We start from the raw sequence: 17,681 nt of genomic DNA, 5'->3' as shown, positions 1-17,681 counted from the left end.
TAATTACCGTCAAGTCCTTCCCTAACCTCAACTTTCGAAGAAGCTCCTACAGTACTATGACTTGAACTGACTTCTGAATGTTCAGTTATACCTCTCGGTATAGGTTACTAAGTGAAAAAGTTCATTTTCATACATAGCATGTCACTCAGATCTCCCCAGGTAAGAGCCTAATCTTTCTCTCCATCTATCTGCCACATTTACATTACCTATTTTCGAGTAGTTATTGGGCTTTGATTTGTTTGGCAACCTTACCCATAGATACTGCCTTATATGTGATTTCTATCCGTCAGACCAGAGATTTGCCGCCGACTTCCTTCAGATTCCACCTCACGGTGGACACCCTTGTCTTAGGCTATACACTTACCACTACTAGGTCGTGTTAGGGACTTACACCCTTAAGATTAAACCCATGCTGGGCACACAAAAAAACTCTTACCTGTATATTTAATACAAGTAAGAACTTTACTAAACTAAACTTTTATAAAATTCTATTGTTGGCTCATTATTATTAATTAATAATTCTAATTTTTTATATGTTGAATTATAAAAATTATTTTCTTTTGCATATTTAATTACTTCATCATAAGATAATTCAAAAATATTATCAGCTATACCATAATAAAAATCATCATTCATAACTCCAAAGAAATACTTTACTGCATCTTCATAGGTCATTCTTGGAACTTCCTCTAAATCACAATTTTCATCTGTGTAACAACCATTTTTATCATTCCATTGAAGAAATTCAGTTATCTTAATTCTATCTTTATCCATATATAATTCACCTATAATATAATATTCACATCATTATAATATATATTTGAAAATTTATATTATATTTTAAATTTACAAAACTATCTCTTTTTATAGTATGCTTTATAAACTGTCGGTATCAAGTTAAAACTTTCTTCAATCTGCCCATCTACAAAATAATACTCAGCAGTTCCGTTTTCTATATTAATATTGAAAACTCTTGCTATAACATACTTTGAATTTTTTTCAACATTTAATATTTTAGACATCTCTATTTCATTTTTACTTATTTCAAAAGGCTTATCTGCTCCTACAGTTGTTTTAACCTCTATATATTTAGTAATAATCTCATTATCTTTTACTTCATATGATAATATGTCATATCCCTTACTATCATCTTCTTTAGATATCCACTTTACTTTCTCAGCTAAACTTCCATAACCACTTAATTGAAGTTTTAATTTTTCTAATTTAAATATATGTTTTTCACCAAAATTTCCAATAATCATTTTCTTTTCTGCATCATTAATATAGTCTCTTTTTTTATTTACTACATTTTTTTTATTTTCACTATTAGGAATTTCTATATAGCTAGGATGTCCCTTAATTAGTTGTACTTCATTATCTTCTAATTGATTAATATCTATTTTTATTTCATTACTATCACTTCTGTATTCTGAATTTTCTTCTAATATTGTACTTACTTCATTAATATCATCATTGATAGCTTGTCCTTTTTTAGATTGTACTTTAGATACTTCACAGAAACCACTTTCGTCATACGCCACATAATCAGTAGATGGAATAACTACTAATAAATATCGTTCCTCATCACCTTTATATTTTAAAAATAACATTATATCTCTTGTAAAAGTAATATCTCTTATTATCTTAAATTCTTTTCCATCTTTTCTTTTTTTAGATAACTGAACTTGCGGTGATTGATTATTCCTTTTAGATATTTTCTTAACCGTATTAGTCTCTATAAAACATGACTGCTTAGTAGATTGAGCTTCACTTTCTTCCATTTTACCGTTACGTCTAAAATATCTAGACCTTTGTAAATAGTCAATATTAGTATTAACTAATACTATTGGAATATCAATATCGTCTGTTGATTCTTTTACAGAATATATATATTCCTCATTATAAAAGAAATTCATATTTCTGCTTGTTATATGTATATGTGTTTGATGACTACTACTTCCATCTAATCTATTGCTGTGATTTAGTACACATACATCTGGCAGTTTAATATATAACCCTTTTTCAAAATCCTCTGTTTTTATCTGTTCTATTATCGATTTATCAGTTCCTAATTTTTCCAGAAAATTATGTACTAACTTTACATAATCATCTATTGTTATAAGTTTAATATTATTAAGCATATAATTCCCCCTTTTATAGGAGAATTATATACTCTGTTCCCAATTAATTCAATACTATAATAGTAAATTAATGTTATTCTTAATAACTCTTGCTATTTCTCTACTCATTAACGGTGGAACACTATTTCCTACTTGCATATAAGTTTTAGTATAAGACCCTAAAAACATATAGTCATCTGGATAAGATTGAACTCTCGCCGCTTCTCTAGGTGTTAACCCTCTTGCTTGGTATGGATGAATGTACATATTACAATCAAATTTCATGTGCGCAGTTATTGTTTTGCATACTTCATTTGGTTTTAATTTGTAATACTTATCTTTAAAGATGTCATTTCTGCTTTTATATGGCATAATATCTGCTATTCTTTCACTATCTGATTTATCACCTGGCAGCATCCTTCCAAATATCTCTATATCTCTTTCATTGTTATATCGTGCTTTATGATTAAATACCAATTTACTAAATCTATTCTGATTTATAAGATTAACATAATCTGAATTTATATTAACTCTATTGTTTTCAATTTTTCTACCTGATTCCTCTGTATCTAATTCTGTAGCATTTTTTATTGTTAAAGCTTCTAGCTCTCTTAAATCATATATAGAATCTTCCAAAATATATTTTTTAATGTTTTTGGTGCCATTTTCTATTTCTTCTATAATATCTTTAGCTGTTTTGTTTATTTTTTTGCTTATATCTGCTCTTATACCTATATATATAAGTCTCTCTCTATTTTGGGGCACTGAAAATTCTTTTGCATTAAACAAATGATAAGCTACATCATAATCTTCACCCTCTAAATTGTGAAAATCTTCTTTAACTTGTTCTGCTACACTTAACATTCCTTTAACATTTTCCATTACAAAAAACTTCGGTTGTAATCTTTCCACACCTTTTACATAATATTTGTAAAGTATGTTTCTTGGGTCATCGATTATCCTCTGCCTGTTAGCCATAGAAAATCCTTGACATGGTGGACCACCAATTATAACATCAACACTATCTTTCACATACTCATCTACGTTATCTACAATATTTCTTATATCTCCAGTAATAATTCTATTCCTAGGCATTTCTAAGTGATTAAATGAATATGTTTCTGTACAAACAGCTTCAATATCATTTGCTAACAATACCTTAAATCCATTCTGCGAAAAACCTAAACTCATTCCTCCAGCTCCACAGAAAAAGTCTACAAGTGTTGGACTTTTATTATCCTGTAAATAAGATATAACACTTTGTTTTCTATAAAAATCCATATATTTTTTTAAAAAACTATCTATTTCCACATCTAATTCTAAAAATTTATTAATTACATGTATAAATGAATTATAATCCTTTCCTAATAAATTATTTAATGTATTGAGCTCAACTGAGTTATTTATTATACCTAACTGTACTAAAAATTCAATTACATCATTATTTATTTCAAGATTATGTATTTTAGTATTTTTATTTATTTCATACAATTCGCATATACACTCTATAAAATCTTTTAATATAGCTTTTATTTTTTTCTTTTCACTTAGAGAATTTATATTATCGAACAAACTAAATTCCGACTTATTTATATTATTCATATTTTATCCCTCAATTTCTAGTGTAATATTTAAAGCTCTAACAATTTGCATAGCAACATTATACGCTACATCAACAGTAACAGCATTTCCGAACTGCCTATATGCTTGAGTGTCAGATACATTTATTTCCCACTCACTTGGGAAACCTTGTAACTTTTTACATTCATTAGGTGTTAGTCTTCTAACATTAGATATTCTTTTTTCTTCTGTATCTTCAAATCTTCTTCTATTCTCAATATCTGTAACATAATTATCCTGCGAAGCTCTATGCATTTTATGCATTGTTGCACATAAAGGTCTTGCAATTCTTAAGTCTATTTCTGATTTAGAATAGTAATTACCAGTTCCATGTGATAATATTGTTGGTAATATTTTTTCACTTAAAAAATATTTTTTATCTACATTACCATCTAATATATCTCGTAAATCTTGTTGTAGTTCTATTGGTTGTGGAAATTCAAAATTTATATTATTAAAATATCCTCTGTCAAAAGCAACAACAAATACTCTTCTCCTAGTTTGTGGTATTCCAAAATCCGCACTATTTAATACTTGGTAAAAAACACTGTAGCCTAATCCATTATCATCTAATAATTCATCTCTAAGAATTCTTTGCATTCTAGCAAAAGTTTCTCCTCCATTATGTGTTTCTAAATTTTTTACATTTTCTAAAACAATAACTTTAGGTCTATGTTTTCTAACTATTTGTTCTATAGTAAAAAATAATGTTCCTCTTTCATCTTCAAAACCTAATTGTTGCCCCATCATACTAAACGGTTGGCAAGGAAACCCTCCAATCAAAACTTCATGAGAAGGTATGTCATCCAATAACTGATTTATATCCCCTAATACAATATGGTCAGATATATTATGTCTATACGACTCATATGCATATTTATCAACATCATTTGCCCATATAATATCAAATCCTGCATTCAAAAATCCTAAATCCAATCCACCAGCTCCTGCAAATAAACTTACTGTTTTTAAATGCCTATTTTTATACTTTATTCTTTCCATAGGTAGTATCCAATCCTTTCTTTAAACAAGCCCTTATTTTTTCCGCTCTACTTTTCCCTTCAAATTCCTTATCAATTCTATAAACTATATCATCTTCTACTCTTACATTAATAACTGTACCTATCTTTTTTCTTCCACTATTATTACGTTTGCCACCTTTCGACAATAATATCGCCTCCTACATAACATATTATCATTTTGTAGTTTGAAAAACAATATCGTTTTTCAATTTTAGGAACATTTGTTCTGTTATGTGTAATAAAAAACCCCCGACAACACAATCTGTATTGTCGAGGGTTTCATGGTGGAGGCGAGGGGACATGCTGTTCTATTATTTCTAATAGCACTGACTATATCTTGTTCTTATTGTATAAGAACCTTGGCGTATTATAGAAGTCATAGTATAGTTTGAAACTTCTATCCTAGTGCTTCATGTCTTTAAAAGATTTAGAAGCCTATGAGTCGATACGTGGCTGTTGAATTTCTTCACATACCACTCGGTATTGCCATCAACTTAATGTTATGGTTTCACCGATAAAGCCAAGTTATCACTTAGGAATCACTTCCCAAGGCGACTCTTTTATGAATCGAACCCCTGTCCGAAAATAGCCCCACCTAGGCATCTCCGAGCGCAGTTAGCATTTTAACATTCCCTCCTCTAGACTCCTACTAACAGGATTCTAGATTTAGTAGCTTCATAAATTCCGTTTCTAACTCAAAGCTTTGTTAGACTCGGTTCCCCACTAAATGACGCCCTAGTCCAAGCCGTGGGACTCAAGGGTAGGACGAGCAGCTACTAAGCTGCTAATGCAAAATTGTTTTCTGCGTTTATCTTTAATTTCTAGTTTTTTACGCGGGACCAGAATTCCCTCGGCTCGCTTCCCAGATGTAACTTACCCCCGTCGAAAGCCATATGCGCCCCCATGAGGATAACTAACAAGCTGTTTAGCTGTTAATTAAATTGTATATTAATTTTATTACATTCTCTTCTCTTTGTCAACTTATTCAGTTTACTGTATTACATACTTTATGATTTTATGGGATTTTATTGAAATTTTTTTATTAATATATAGCCTTTTATTAACTTTGTATGCAATCTTATTCAACACTTCAATATAATTTAAGTTTATCTATAAATTAAACTTATTGATTATTGCCTATAACTATATCTAAGTTCTAACTTAATATTCTAGATTCTTAATAATGCTTTTATTTATTCTATAATTAATGTTAACTCTAAATATAATTAAGATTATTTTCTGAAGATGTATTTTAACAATCCAAGTTTTAAAAACAAACTCCTACTTACCTTTTCTTTTAACTTAGATTACTCAAATTTCTCTTCATTAATTTTTAGCTTTCCAGTAAAGATTTCTTTTTTCACATAATCTTCATCTATTAAATCTCTTAGTGCTAATTCGTCTTCCTTATTTGTCTCTTCTACTAATCTATAAGGTTCTTCACTATTCCTTATTTTATTAAGTATTTTATAATGTACATGCCTTAGTTCCATAATATAGACCCCCTTATTCTGTTCCCCACATAATAGAGATTTCACACTAAAATCTATTACTTTTAACTATCCTAAGGTGCCTTGCTATCTTAATATAGTAATTATAAGTAGGAGTTTTTACTTTCTTTGCAAGTTAAATTTATCACTTATATATATTATATAATATATTCTATAATTTTCTATGACATCCTTATTATTCTTTTCTTAAGTTTTTCTTAACTCATTAACTATTAGTTAATATAGTATTTATACTTTAAAATCTTCATTTTAAAATTTTGTTTGATATTTATATTGCTGAACTTTTTATACAAGCTTCTCATATACCTTAATATTATTTTAGAAAATATATTTTTAGTCTATGCTATATTCTATTACTACTCTTATAGTTATATATTAATTATAGAAATCTCAAAAACTAATCTTCTATAAATATGAACTTTAAAAATAATATATACTTGGCAATATTAAATCTACATCATCGTAATTTATTACATATTAAATTTTTTATGCTATAAAATATGAATGAAGTTTATTTAATGCAAGATATATTTACAATTCCTTACCTACTTATAAATTGTAAAAAAACTCATATGCTTTGCCAAACTTATTATACCCATATACCTATCTCTAAGCTTACCTTATCTTAATGGTTATATTTTACATTTTATTCCAAATTACTTTTTCTTACTTCATCATATTTCTTTTTATTTCCTAAGAAATAAAAAAAGTGATTTTCCTTATTGTCGGAAAACCACCTTTATATACTCTAATTTTATCTGTATCTTTCTTTCATCTGCTTATCTATTTCCCTCTTAGCAGATTTTTCTTTTAAAGCTTCTCTCTTATCGTAATTATGTTTACCCTTTGCTAAACCTATTTTCACTTTAACTTTTCCTCTTACTAAGTATAAAGCTATAGGTACTAATGTATATCCTTGTCTTGATACATCTTCATCTAATTTAAGAATTTCATTTTTATGCATTAATAATTTTCTATTTCTTAATGGGTCTCTATTAAATATATTTCCTTGCTCATAAGGACTTATATGCATATTGCATATAAAGATTTCTCCATCCTTTATTTGTGCATAACTATCCTTTAAGTTTGCTTTACCTAATCTTATAGACTTAACCTCTGTACCTACTAAGGAAATACCTGCCTCATAAGTTTCTTCTATAAAATAATCATGAAAGGCCTTTCTATTTTCCGCAAGAGTTCTATTTCCATTATCCTTTTTAGCCACTAATATCACCTACTTTTTCTTTTTAACCGTAATACAAATTCAAATATATTCTTATATACTTTGCAATTTTAAAACTACTTTAGTTCCCTTTAGTTAATTCACATTCTATACCTAGGTCATAAATATATTTAAAATTCATTTTGCAACATATCAACTAAATTATTTGATTGTTTCATTATGTTTACTTAATTATAATATACCCATATTTTATAGTCAATATTTGCAAATTGCTCTTTATATGTAGCATTCTTCATCAATACATCTTTCATTTGCTCACCTTTAACATAATAGTTATCATTTTAATTATTAAACATATACTTATAATTCTTCATATATATTAGGTTTATAAACCTTGAATGTAAAAAACAACCTTTTTATTTCCATATTATCCTTAAAATAATTACTATCTTGATCTATTATATTATCATACAGAAGTTTAATATATGCCCTTATTTAAGTATAGTCTCATTAAAAATCATGAAAGTCTTTAATATAGTATTGATTTTAGCAAAAATAATAATATAACTTTATAGGATGAAAAACCAGCAATACTGTTGCTGGTTTGATTTATTCGTAAAATATTTAAATTATACCTAGGTAATAATAGATAGATTATAACTTATCAACATAACTCTATTGTATATATTTCGTTTACTGGAAATGAAATTTTAACCAAACCAACAGCTACAAACTCTCCACACATTTTTTTGAACTCATGTAATATCAAATTGCTCGCCTTATAAAAAACCTCTTCATCATCTTCACCAGTAAGTGCAATTGTACAATGTGGAACCCAAGAGTTTGGAGAATACCACTCCCAACCACTTATATCAAACTCTTTCATACAATCATGTAATTCACTTTGTAATTGATACATCTCCTTATTCATAGTTGGTGAAACAAATATTGTTTTTGTATCATTAAACATTCCAACGGAATCAATACATATTGGTAGTCTCTTATATTTAGTTGCAAAACCTTTTAATATGTCTATACATTTCGCTTCGTCAATATTATTAAAGCATGCCAATGTTACATGAGGACGTGTTTTCCACTCAAAAAATTTTGTACTTAATTTTTCATCAGCAATTCTCTGTGCCAAATTAAATATTTTTTGCTCTGTACTTTTATCATAATAAAGTTCTATTGCGTACTGCATTCTACTATCCCCTTCTAACTTTTCAGATAATTATAATTATGATTTGCTTTTTTTTATTTAACTATATCATACGTATCTATATTTTTCCAACAGTTAAAAGCTCATACATTTTCAACATATTCTTATTTCATTAGAACCTAATTGTTCTTAATGAAAATTCATCTGTTTTACTTATTATCTGAAATATATTAGCGTGTACTAACAGGTTTTATCTTTATAAGTTTTAAAGTATTCTAGTCAGCAAACACTTCAAGATAACAAGATATATATTAGGTTGCAATGCCATTAAACTTAGTCATATAATTCAATCAAAGAGCAACAATATTCAAGAAATCGCTAGAATTATTTATAAAGCTCTCTGATTCTAAAACATAAAAAAAGAGATATCTTTCGATATCTCTAATAATAAACTATCTTATTTAGCTTTTTCAGGTGCTGCTACTGTAGCTTCTGTAGTCTTACCGTCTTTTGCTAATTTTAAAGCTTCTTTTGCTAAAGCTTCGAAATCATCTTTAGATGATGTTGCCCCAGTAACTACGTCAACTTTCTCAAGATTTTGGTTTTTAGTTAATTGCTCAGCATATTTAACTGTGAATTCATCTGGTCCAATTCCTGATACACTCTTCATTTTCTCGTTGTATGCTTCATCCTTAGACTTAAATTGTCCCTCTGCGTTTTTGTAGTCAAATACTGTATTAGCTATTTTTCCGTCTTTAACTTCTACTTCTACAAAAGCTGTCCAGCCCTTTGAATCCTCTTTGTCATATGCTACCTTGTAGTTTCCATCTTTATAAGATGAACCCCCACAACCTGTTAAAACCGATAATGATAATACTGCTGCCGCTACTAGCGATAGTGCCTTTTTCATTGCTTGTCCTCCTGATCTTAAATAAAATAATTAATAATAACCCTTAAGTAAATAATGTTGTTTCAAATTTAATATTATTTTAACACAAGGACAAGCAATTTTCAAACTTTTCTTGATACTTTTTCGTAACTTTTTTCGATTTTTCAACTTTTTTTGCACTTTTGAGTATTCGTTAAAGGTTTTACTTTTTAATATTTAGACATTTTTCCATTTAAATTGAATTTTTTTATAAAATGTAAAGACATTTTTCCTGCATTCTTTGTTAATTTAATAATTATCATTTAATTATTACTTAACATTGAAGAATATTTTGTCATAAATTTCCCATTTTATTCTTTTTTATCACCATAAAAAATTTAATATATAATAAATTACCACGATGTAGATTTAATATTGAAAAATATATATTCTAATAAATCATCTTCATTCTTTTTATATATAAGATTCATTATAGAATAAATTCAAGGATTAATATAAATGTAGAATATTAATTAGGGCTTATATGTACAAAGAAAAAACCTACAGAGTAAATTTTTTAATATCTACTCTGTAGGTTACATTTTTTAGTTATTAACTAAACTTCAGTATTTCACATGAACATATTGAATATATAAATATAAGTTATTAAGTTTATTTAACTTATACTTATATTTTTTATTCATTAAGCTCTTATACTTTTATTCTAAATCTTCATGTAATGTCTCATTCTCTACAATTACTTCTTTAGTTTTATTTTCTTCCTTCATGTTTCTTATATAATCTTTTATTTCTTCAAAGTTTGCATCTTCTTTGTTTTCTTTTGCAAACTCAAAGTAAATTTCGTGATTATCTAAATCTACTTTACTTACAACTATTTTTACTTCTTCACCTAATTTATATACTTTTTTAGTATGCTCTCCAATTAAGCAAAGATGTCTTTCATCATATATATAATAATCGTCATCTAAATTATTTATATGAATTAATCCTTCAATTGTATTAGGAAGCTCTACGAATAATCCAAAGCCTGTAACTGAAGAAATGATTCCTGTGAATTCTTCTCCAATTTTCTCGCTCATGTATTCTGCTTTCTTTAAATCGTCTACTTCTCTCTCAGCTTCCATAGCAGCTCTTTCTCTCTCTGAGGATTGTTGTGATGCTATTTCAACTTCACCCTTTAATCTAGTGATTTTCTTTTCGTCGATTCTTCCATTTATATATTCCTTAATTATCCTATGAATAATTAAGTCTGGATATCTTCTTATTGGAGATGTAAAGTGACAATAGTATCTAGCTGCTAATCCAAAGTGTCCTATACACTCTGGTGAGTACTTAGCCTTCATCATAGAACGAAGCATTAAAGTACTTACTACAACTTCTTCCTTTTTACCCTTTACTTCTTCTAATATTTGTTGAAGATGTTTTGGATGAACCTGTTGAGTATTCTTATATATATATCCTAAATTATGAATAAACTCAGCAAAATGCATTAGTTTTTCCTCATCTGGATCTTCGTGAATTCTATATACAAATGGAACCTTAGTCCAGTACATATACTCCGCTACTGTTTCATTAGCTACAAGCATAAACTCTTCTATCATTCTATTTGCTACAGCTCTCTCATATGGCTTTATATCAATAGGCTTTCCAAATTCATTTAATATTATTTTACATTCTTCAAAGTCAAAGTCTATACCGCCTCTGTCCATTCTCTTTTTATTTAAAATGCCACAAAGCTCTTCCATGTTTTTAAAAGTTTCATATAAATAATCATATTTCTCAATTAATTCTTTATCCTTATCTCTTAAAATCTTTGTTACATCTGTATAAGTCATTCTTTCATTAGTTCTTATTATACTTTCAGCTATTTCATGAGATACAACTTTACCCTTTGAATCTATTTCCATTATACAGCTTAAAGTTAATCTATCCACCTGTGGATTTAAACTACATATTCCATTTGAAAGCTTTTTAGGTAGCATTGGTATAACTCTATCAATTAAATAAACTGATGTACCTCTTTTTAAAGCTTCCTTATCCAGTGGATTCTTTTCTTTAACATAATGAGAAACGTCAGCAATGTGTACTCCTAAACTATAGTTACCATTTGGAAGTTTTTCTAAGGATACAGCATCGTCTAAGTCCTTTGCATCCTCACCATCTATAGTTACCATCATTACATCTCTTAAATCTTTTCTTCTTTTATATTCTGCATCTGGTATTTCTTCGCTTATTGCCTCAGCATAGTCTAAAACCTTAGTTGAGAACTCCTCAGGAAGCTTATGTTTTCTTATTATAGTAAGAATATCTAAACCTCTATCTCCCTTATTACCTAAGACCTCTATTATTTTACCCTCTGGATTTCTTCTATTCTCTGGCCACTTGTAAATTTCACATACAACTATTTGACCTGATTTTGCATTCATGTTTTTTTCCTTAGGTATAAATATATCGTTATATATTCTCTTATCATCAGGCACTACAAATCCAAAGTTTTTGCTGTCCTCATAAATTCCTATGGTAACAGTGTTGGCTCTTTCTATAATTCTAACTATCTCACCTTCACACTTTCTACCATTAGCTTCTTCTCTCTCTATTCTTACATATACCTTATCTCCATTCATGGCACTGTTAACCCCTGAAATAGGTATAAATATATCCGGTCTTTCTTCTTCACAAATTACGAAGCCAAATCCCTTTTGATGTCCTTGGAATTTACCTCTTACTAGTCCTAATCTTTCTGGACATGCATATGTCTCTTCCGTTGTTTGAACTATTTCTCCATCTTCCTCCATATACTTTAAAATCTTTTTAAAGTCTTTCAATTCGCCCTTACGAATATCAAAAACTTTAGAAAGTTCCTTTAAATTCATAGGCTTATATGCCTGTTCTGTCATGAAGTTTAATAGTATCTCTCTAATTTCTTTCATTTAATTTTCTCCTTTCTTCTTAAAGTCACATCTTAATAGCATTGCTGCATCTCTTATTAACTTATTATATGCCCCGTTTTCTCAAAGGTCTTTACTTATTTTATTTATGTCAATTAAATAGCATAGCTCCTCATTAATTAAAGATATAATGCTATAACTAAATTCAATAATTTTCTCAATTTCTCTATAAGAAAGTTTTAACATAAAACTCTCTTATAATCTTCTTAAATCTTAAAAATGTTTTTAATTATATATTTCAATAAATGATAGATAATATTGTAGATTTCAATTTAGCGATTTAACAAATAAGCTTATAACTACATATATAAACTATCAATTGAAGACTATATATAATTAATTTATTTGACTACATGTATTTTGCACAACTCTATTATAAATAATTTATACTTTAATAAAATTTATCATATTAAATTCTAATCCTTAAAGTTAAATTTATAATAAAAAATATCTTCATCTTATTTCCAAATTAATCTACTTACATTATTATAGTTTTAAAGTCCTTATATTACAATGTTTTAGTGATTTTTATTAATTTTATTTTTTAATTCAACTGAAAAATACTTTTTTAGATTTTAATATAGATATGCACACCGACTAAATTTATACCATTTTAAGGTAGTATCTTCGAAATTTGAATTACGATTTCCCCATATAAAGTGTATAAGGTACCAAGCTAAGCTAGGTACCTTATATCAGGGGATTTTCGATATTTTGCTACATGAATTATTATCTTTTTGGGGATGAGTTGTTGATTAATATATAAAAGGGGGTACTTTTATACTTCATCTACATTTATTATTATAATAAACTTTTTAATATGTTTCAAGTATTTTTTAAATTTTTTTAATAACTTTTTGTTAACTTGTCGAAAGATGTGGTGGGAACCTTTATACACTTTGTAGTGCTTCTACCTCTTCTGGAGTTAACTCTCTGAAAAATCCTTCATCTATACTCTCATCCAACTTTAAAGGACCAAAACTTTCTCTTCTTAAATATACAACTTCTTTATCTCTACTTTTAAACATTCTTTTTACTTGATGGAACTTTCCTTCTTGTATAGTGACTAACACTTCTGAGCCATCCTCATCAGCCTTTAATATCTCTAACTTACCTGGCATGCATTTGTATCCATCATCTAAAACAATACCATTTTTGAAGGCCGCAACGTCTTTCTCATTTACTGCCTTATCTATTTCAGCATAATATACCTTATCTACATGATTCTTAGGTGAAATAAGTTTATGATTCAATGCACCATCATTAGTTATAAGTAGCAATCCAACAGTATCCTTGTCTAGTCTTCCTATTGGGAATGGTTCAAAAACCTTATACTCCTCATCTAATAAATCAATAACTGTTTCATCGTAATTATCAAAGGTTGCTGATACAACTCCATCTGGTTTATTCATCATTAAATATATAAACTCTCTATATAATACCTTCTCACCTGATACAGTTATGTCATCCTTATAAGGATCTACCTTAGCACTACTATCCTTAACTATTTTACCATTAACTAATACCTCACCCTTTTTAGTTAGTATTTTAACTTCTTTTCTAGTTCCATAGCCAACATTAGCTAATACCTTATCTAATCTTTCCATATGTAAAACGTCCTTTCCTCTACATTTATATTATGTGCTTATTTATTAATTTATAAACTCATTATTAAAAGTGTACTTATATACTCTAATTATACAATATATACTCAAATTAATCTGAACATCAGCTATTATATAACTTAGAATGAATCCTATAAGTCTCATATACTTACTTCTTAAGTAATGTAATTTCTACATTCAGCTTCATTAGTAGCTAATTTCTTAATCTATATACTTTTTATATCATAGCTTTATTTTAAAAACCTTATAAATCTGTAACTTATCTAATAATAATTTATTAATTCACTTATTGTTACATAAATCTAGCCTTTATTCTTAAATCATAAATCTATAAATAATTAACTTAAATAAAAAACTGACATACTTAGTATATATTATACCAAATATATCAGCGCATCATATTAATTATACACAAACTTCTCTGTATTTTTCAACTTTAAATTCACATTGTGAAAAAGCATCATATTCATTATCGCTTTTTGGATTTTTGCACAACATTAAAAATCTATATACATCAGCCTTAAATGGTATAAATGTATAATAGTTTTTTCTACTATATCCTTGTACTTTTCTCCATTCACCCTTAGTCATCATATAAAATTCATATAAAGGAGATGCTTCTCCATCACACTCTGCAAAGAATGTAACTGGGTCCCCCTCTACAATAGTTTCTTTATCACATACTATTCTTATATTCTCTATATTAACTTCTTCTTGTACAAATAGCTGAACAACCTTTAATTCATCATACTCAGCTGTACTCATTTCATTCTTAACTAAGAAATGGAATGAATATTTACCTGCACATCTTGGAACAAATACAAATTGCTTATTGTAATCGTATTCTACTTCTTCAACAAAGTTTCCATCTATAAATACCTTGTACTTACATAAAGTTTCATTATTACGATCTGTTATAGTCTCAAAGCATATATTTTTACCAACAATATATCCACTACTTGCACTTTTAAGAACATATTCAATAGAAGCTGGTCTATAATCCAAAACTCTAAATTCTGCTATTCCTTCAACACACTCTTCACTTCTATTATCCTTTACTCTTGTTTCAATTACATAGTTTCCATTTTCATTTGGAGTAAAATAAATATAATTTCTTAAAATATTTCTATCCGAATGTATAACCTTACCATCCTTCTTCACAAGAAATGAAAATTCTTCTATACCTTCTCCATATTGAGCTTCTATTAATAATAGCTTGTCTCTAAGATACGTTGGTTTATTTGCTATATCTCTATATCTTTCTTCTGAACCTATAACCCCTGAATTATATAGATTTTCTATTTCTTCAACTTCATTAGTTTCCTTATTGAATTTTGTGAAGTTATGTATGAATACCTTATCACAAGGCTTTACTTCATAAGAAACCACTGCTCTATCATCAAATTCCCTATCACTATCACTATATTTTACAATAGCCAATAATTTATATTTCCCTGGTAACTTTTCTATATAAGATAGATAATTATCCTCAGAGTAATCTCTTATAATTTCCATATCCCCATCTTCAGAAATTTTAATAAACTTATAAAGTACCGACCTAAATGGTTTTTGTATTGTAGCTACCTCAAATGTTATATATTCACCTGTAATCTTTTTCTCATTAAGACAAGCAAATGAGGTTATTTCTAAATCTCTTTCTATTTCCTTATTTTCTTCCTGTCCTATAACGTACTCAATCCTTTCTGTATAATCAAAAGGTTTATTACTGTACTTTTCCTTCGCTTGAACCATAACCATATAATGCCCCTTAAGGTCTCCCTCCCAAATAACTTTATTTTCTAAGGAATAATCTCTAATTAAACTCCATTTGCCATTATGACCTATCAAAACCTTATATAATAATTCTTCGTTCCCCTCATTCTCTATAGTAATCAATAATTTTATTCGATCTTTCTTTTGAGGACTAAATTCTTCAATTTTTATGTTAAATTCATTCATATTTTGGCCCCCCAATTCCCTTTATGTTCCTATTTTATTATACTACCTTTCCATAATATGTAACAGAACTCTATAAAGGAAATCGTAACACAATTATCAACAAAATTTTTCATATATAGATAATTAACTATAAATTATTTATTCAAAGGTCAAATATTCACTCGTTTTATGTATTAAGCACTCATTTTAAATAAATACTTATACAAATTTATTGATCATATTTTTATACTTCTCACTTATTCCTTATGCACATATTGCATATGTACATATTCTATTATAAAACTAATTTTCATTTTGGCAAAGTATCTTATTTCTATCTATAAGTCTGCATAAATTCTCATATAATTTATCATCATCATCCTTAGTTCTCTTTTTAGGATTAGCATACCTCCCGCCTGATTTTCTAACCTTGGCTGATATATGTCTTTGGAATAGTAATCCTTCTATATTTTCATTAGTAAATAACTTTCCTTTAGTGCTAATAGCACTTGCCCCTTTAGCTAAAACCATTGCTGCTACCCCATAATCTTGAGATACAACTATATCATACTTTTTAGCTTCATTACTTACCTTCATATCCACCATTTGTGATCCTTTATCAACATACCTTACCTCTGCATAATCACTGACTATCATGTGATCTATACTGCAATATATAATAACTTCTACATCTCTTTCCTTTGCAGCCTTTTCTATTAAATCTCTACCAGGACATGCATCTCCATCAACTATTACTCTCATTGTTGTTTCTACTCCTTTCTTAATTCTAATATACACTTTTCAATATTAAATCTTAAATTCATTCTCCTAATAATCAGTATCCTAATATTAGTATCTCAATTAAAATTCCTTATGTTATTTAAATCCAATGTTTTATTGTAAATATCCCTCTCTAATTTCAACCTATTTATTTATCCATGTATTTTCTATACTTATTATATCAAATATATTACAAATTTAATCCTAAGTACATCTTATAATTTTATATTTTAATATACCCTTTATAATGTTCTCTATTTAAAATCTACTTAAACTTAAAATCTACTTAGACCTTTTTTAAATCTTTTCAAAGCCTGTCCCAGTATCTTTAAACCTTAAAAACTTCAAAAAATAAAAAAATACTTCACTAAGTGCCCGCTTAGTGAAGTATAAGATGTTCTACCCTACGTTATATGTACATTTCCTTGGTGCACCCAGCAGGATTTGAACCTGCGACCTGCAGATTCGAAGTCTGTCGCTCTATCCAACTGAGCTATGGGTGCTCCTTAAACTTATTTCTAAGCTTAAGTGAACTTTATTTGCGTTACCATTCTTATATGGTAATGGAGCGGGTGAAGAGAATCGAACTCTCACAGCCAGCTTGGAAGGCTGGAACTCTACCATTGAGCTACACCCGCATGGATTATTTTTAAAATTGGAGCGGAAAACGGGGCTCAAACCCGCGACCTCCACCTTGGCAAGGTGGCGCTCTATCAACTGAGCTATTTCCGCATTGGTGCAGATGAAGGGAGTCGAACCCCCACGCCTAAGGCGCTAGATCCTAAGTCTAGTGCGTCTGCCAATTCCGCCACATCTGCATTTGGTGATCCACCGGGGGATCGAACCCCGGACACCATGATTAAAAGTCATGTGCTCTACCGACTGA

At 28.5% G+C, this 17,681-nt stretch carries 13 protein-coding genes, 4 tRNA genes and 1 other RNA gene; all 18 read right to left on the bottom strand.

The genetic code is table 11. The features are described from left to right. Nucleotides 1-465: 465 nt before the first annotated feature. Nucleotides 466-774, bottom strand: a complete 309-nt coding sequence (locus BUA48_RS14985; protein WP_072832854.1) for a hypothetical protein — start codon at nucleotides 772-774, stop codon at nucleotides 466-468. A gap of 80 nt (nucleotides 775-854) precedes the next feature. Next, nucleotides 855-2,141, bottom strand: a complete 1,287-nt coding sequence (locus BUA48_RS14980) for a protein NO VEIN domain-containing protein (RefSeq protein ID WP_072832853.1) — start codon at nucleotides 2,139-2,141, stop codon at nucleotides 855-857. Between the two features lie 54 nt (nucleotides 2,142-2,195). Next, a complete protein-coding gene (locus BUA48_RS14975) occupies nucleotides 2,196-3,722 on the bottom strand; it encodes a DNA cytosine methyltransferase (RefSeq protein ID WP_072832852.1) in 1,527 nt (508 codons plus the stop codon). A gap of 3 nt (nucleotides 3,723-3,725) precedes the next feature. After that, nucleotides 3,726-4,742 carry a DNA cytosine methyltransferase gene (locus BUA48_RS14970; RefSeq protein WP_072832851.1) on the bottom strand — a complete coding sequence of 339 codons (1,017 nt, stop codon included), beginning with the start codon at nucleotides 4,740-4,742 and terminating at the stop codon, nucleotides 3,726-3,728. Continuing rightward, complete coding sequence (locus tag BUA48_RS14965; RefSeq protein ID WP_072832850.1) at nucleotides 4,723-4,908, bottom strand: hypothetical protein; 186 nt, start codon at nucleotides 4,906-4,908, stop codon at nucleotides 4,723-4,725. The genes BUA48_RS14970 and BUA48_RS14965 overlap by 20 nt, the downstream gene beginning before the upstream one ends. Nucleotides 4,909-5,325: 417 nt before the next feature. Next, nucleotides 5,326-5,656: a transfer-messenger RNA gene (gene ssrA / locus BUA48_RS14960) on the bottom strand. A gap of 413 nt (nucleotides 5,657-6,069) precedes the next feature. Further along, nucleotides 6,070-6,255: a hypothetical protein gene (locus BUA48_RS14955; RefSeq protein WP_072832849.1), complete on the bottom strand. Its 186-nt coding sequence runs from the start codon at nucleotides 6,253-6,255 to the stop codon at nucleotides 6,070-6,072. Between the two features lie 772 nt (nucleotides 6,256-7,027). After that, on the bottom strand, nucleotides 7,028-7,498 hold the full coding sequence (gene smpB / locus BUA48_RS14950; RefSeq protein ID WP_072832848.1) for an SsrA-binding protein SmpB: 471 nt from the start codon (nucleotides 7,496-7,498) through the stop codon (nucleotides 7,028-7,030). 622 nt (nucleotides 7,499-8,120) lie between these two features. Then, on the bottom strand, nucleotides 8,121-8,657 hold the full coding sequence (locus BUA48_RS14945) for a 2'-5' RNA ligase family protein (RefSeq protein WP_072832847.1): 537 nt from the start codon (nucleotides 8,655-8,657) through the stop codon (nucleotides 8,121-8,123). A 415-nt stretch (nucleotides 8,658-9,072) separates the two neighbouring features. Beyond that, nucleotides 9,073-9,525 (bottom strand): FMN-binding protein, encoded by a 453-nt coding sequence (locus tag BUA48_RS14940; protein ID WP_072832846.1) that lies wholly within the window; start codon nucleotides 9,523-9,525, stop codon nucleotides 9,073-9,075. A 677-nt stretch (nucleotides 9,526-10,202) separates the two neighbouring features. Further along, complete coding sequence (gene rnr, locus BUA48_RS14935) at nucleotides 10,203-12,434, bottom strand: ribonuclease R (RefSeq protein ID WP_072832845.1); 2,232 nt, start codon at nucleotides 12,432-12,434, stop codon at nucleotides 10,203-10,205. A gap of 908 nt (nucleotides 12,435-13,342) precedes the next feature. Next, the gene (locus BUA48_RS14930) at nucleotides 13,343-14,059 is read right to left on the bottom strand and encodes a pseudouridine synthase (RefSeq protein ID WP_072832844.1); all 717 of its coding nucleotides are present in this window, start codon (nucleotides 14,057-14,059) and stop codon (nucleotides 13,343-13,345) included. A 423-nt stretch (nucleotides 14,060-14,482) separates the two neighbouring features. After that, on the bottom strand, nucleotides 14,483-16,036 hold the full coding sequence (locus tag BUA48_RS14925; protein WP_072832843.1) for a triple tyrosine motif-containing protein: 1,554 nt from the start codon (nucleotides 16,034-16,036) through the stop codon (nucleotides 14,483-14,485). A 282-nt stretch (nucleotides 16,037-16,318) separates the two neighbouring features. Next, nucleotides 16,319-16,777: a YaiI/YqxD family protein gene (locus BUA48_RS14920; RefSeq protein WP_072832855.1), complete on the bottom strand. Its 459-nt coding sequence runs from the start codon at nucleotides 16,775-16,777 to the stop codon at nucleotides 16,319-16,321. 444 nt (nucleotides 16,778-17,221) lie between these two features. Next, nucleotides 17,222-17,298, bottom strand: a tRNA-Arg gene (locus BUA48_RS14915). A 61-nt stretch (nucleotides 17,299-17,359) separates the two neighbouring features. Continuing rightward, nucleotides 17,360-17,433: transfer RNA gene (locus BUA48_RS14910), tRNA-Gly, on the bottom strand. A gap of 18 nt (nucleotides 17,434-17,451) precedes the next feature. Further along, nucleotides 17,452-17,527: transfer RNA gene (locus BUA48_RS14905), tRNA-Gly, on the bottom strand. A 2-nt stretch (nucleotides 17,528-17,529) separates the two neighbouring features. Continuing rightward, a tRNA-Leu gene (locus tag BUA48_RS14900) sits at nucleotides 17,530-17,613 on the bottom strand. Between the last annotated feature and the right edge of the window lie 68 nt (nucleotides 17,614-17,681).

It is taken from the genome of Clostridium collagenovorans DSM 3089, from assembly GCF_900130005.1.
Taxonomy (GTDB): Bacteria; Bacillota; Clostridia; order Clostridiales; family Clostridiaceae; genus Clostridium_D; species Clostridium_D collagenovorans.
Note: the sequence above shows the minus strand (reverse complement) of the source record. Positions and strands in the feature narration are given on the sequence as shown.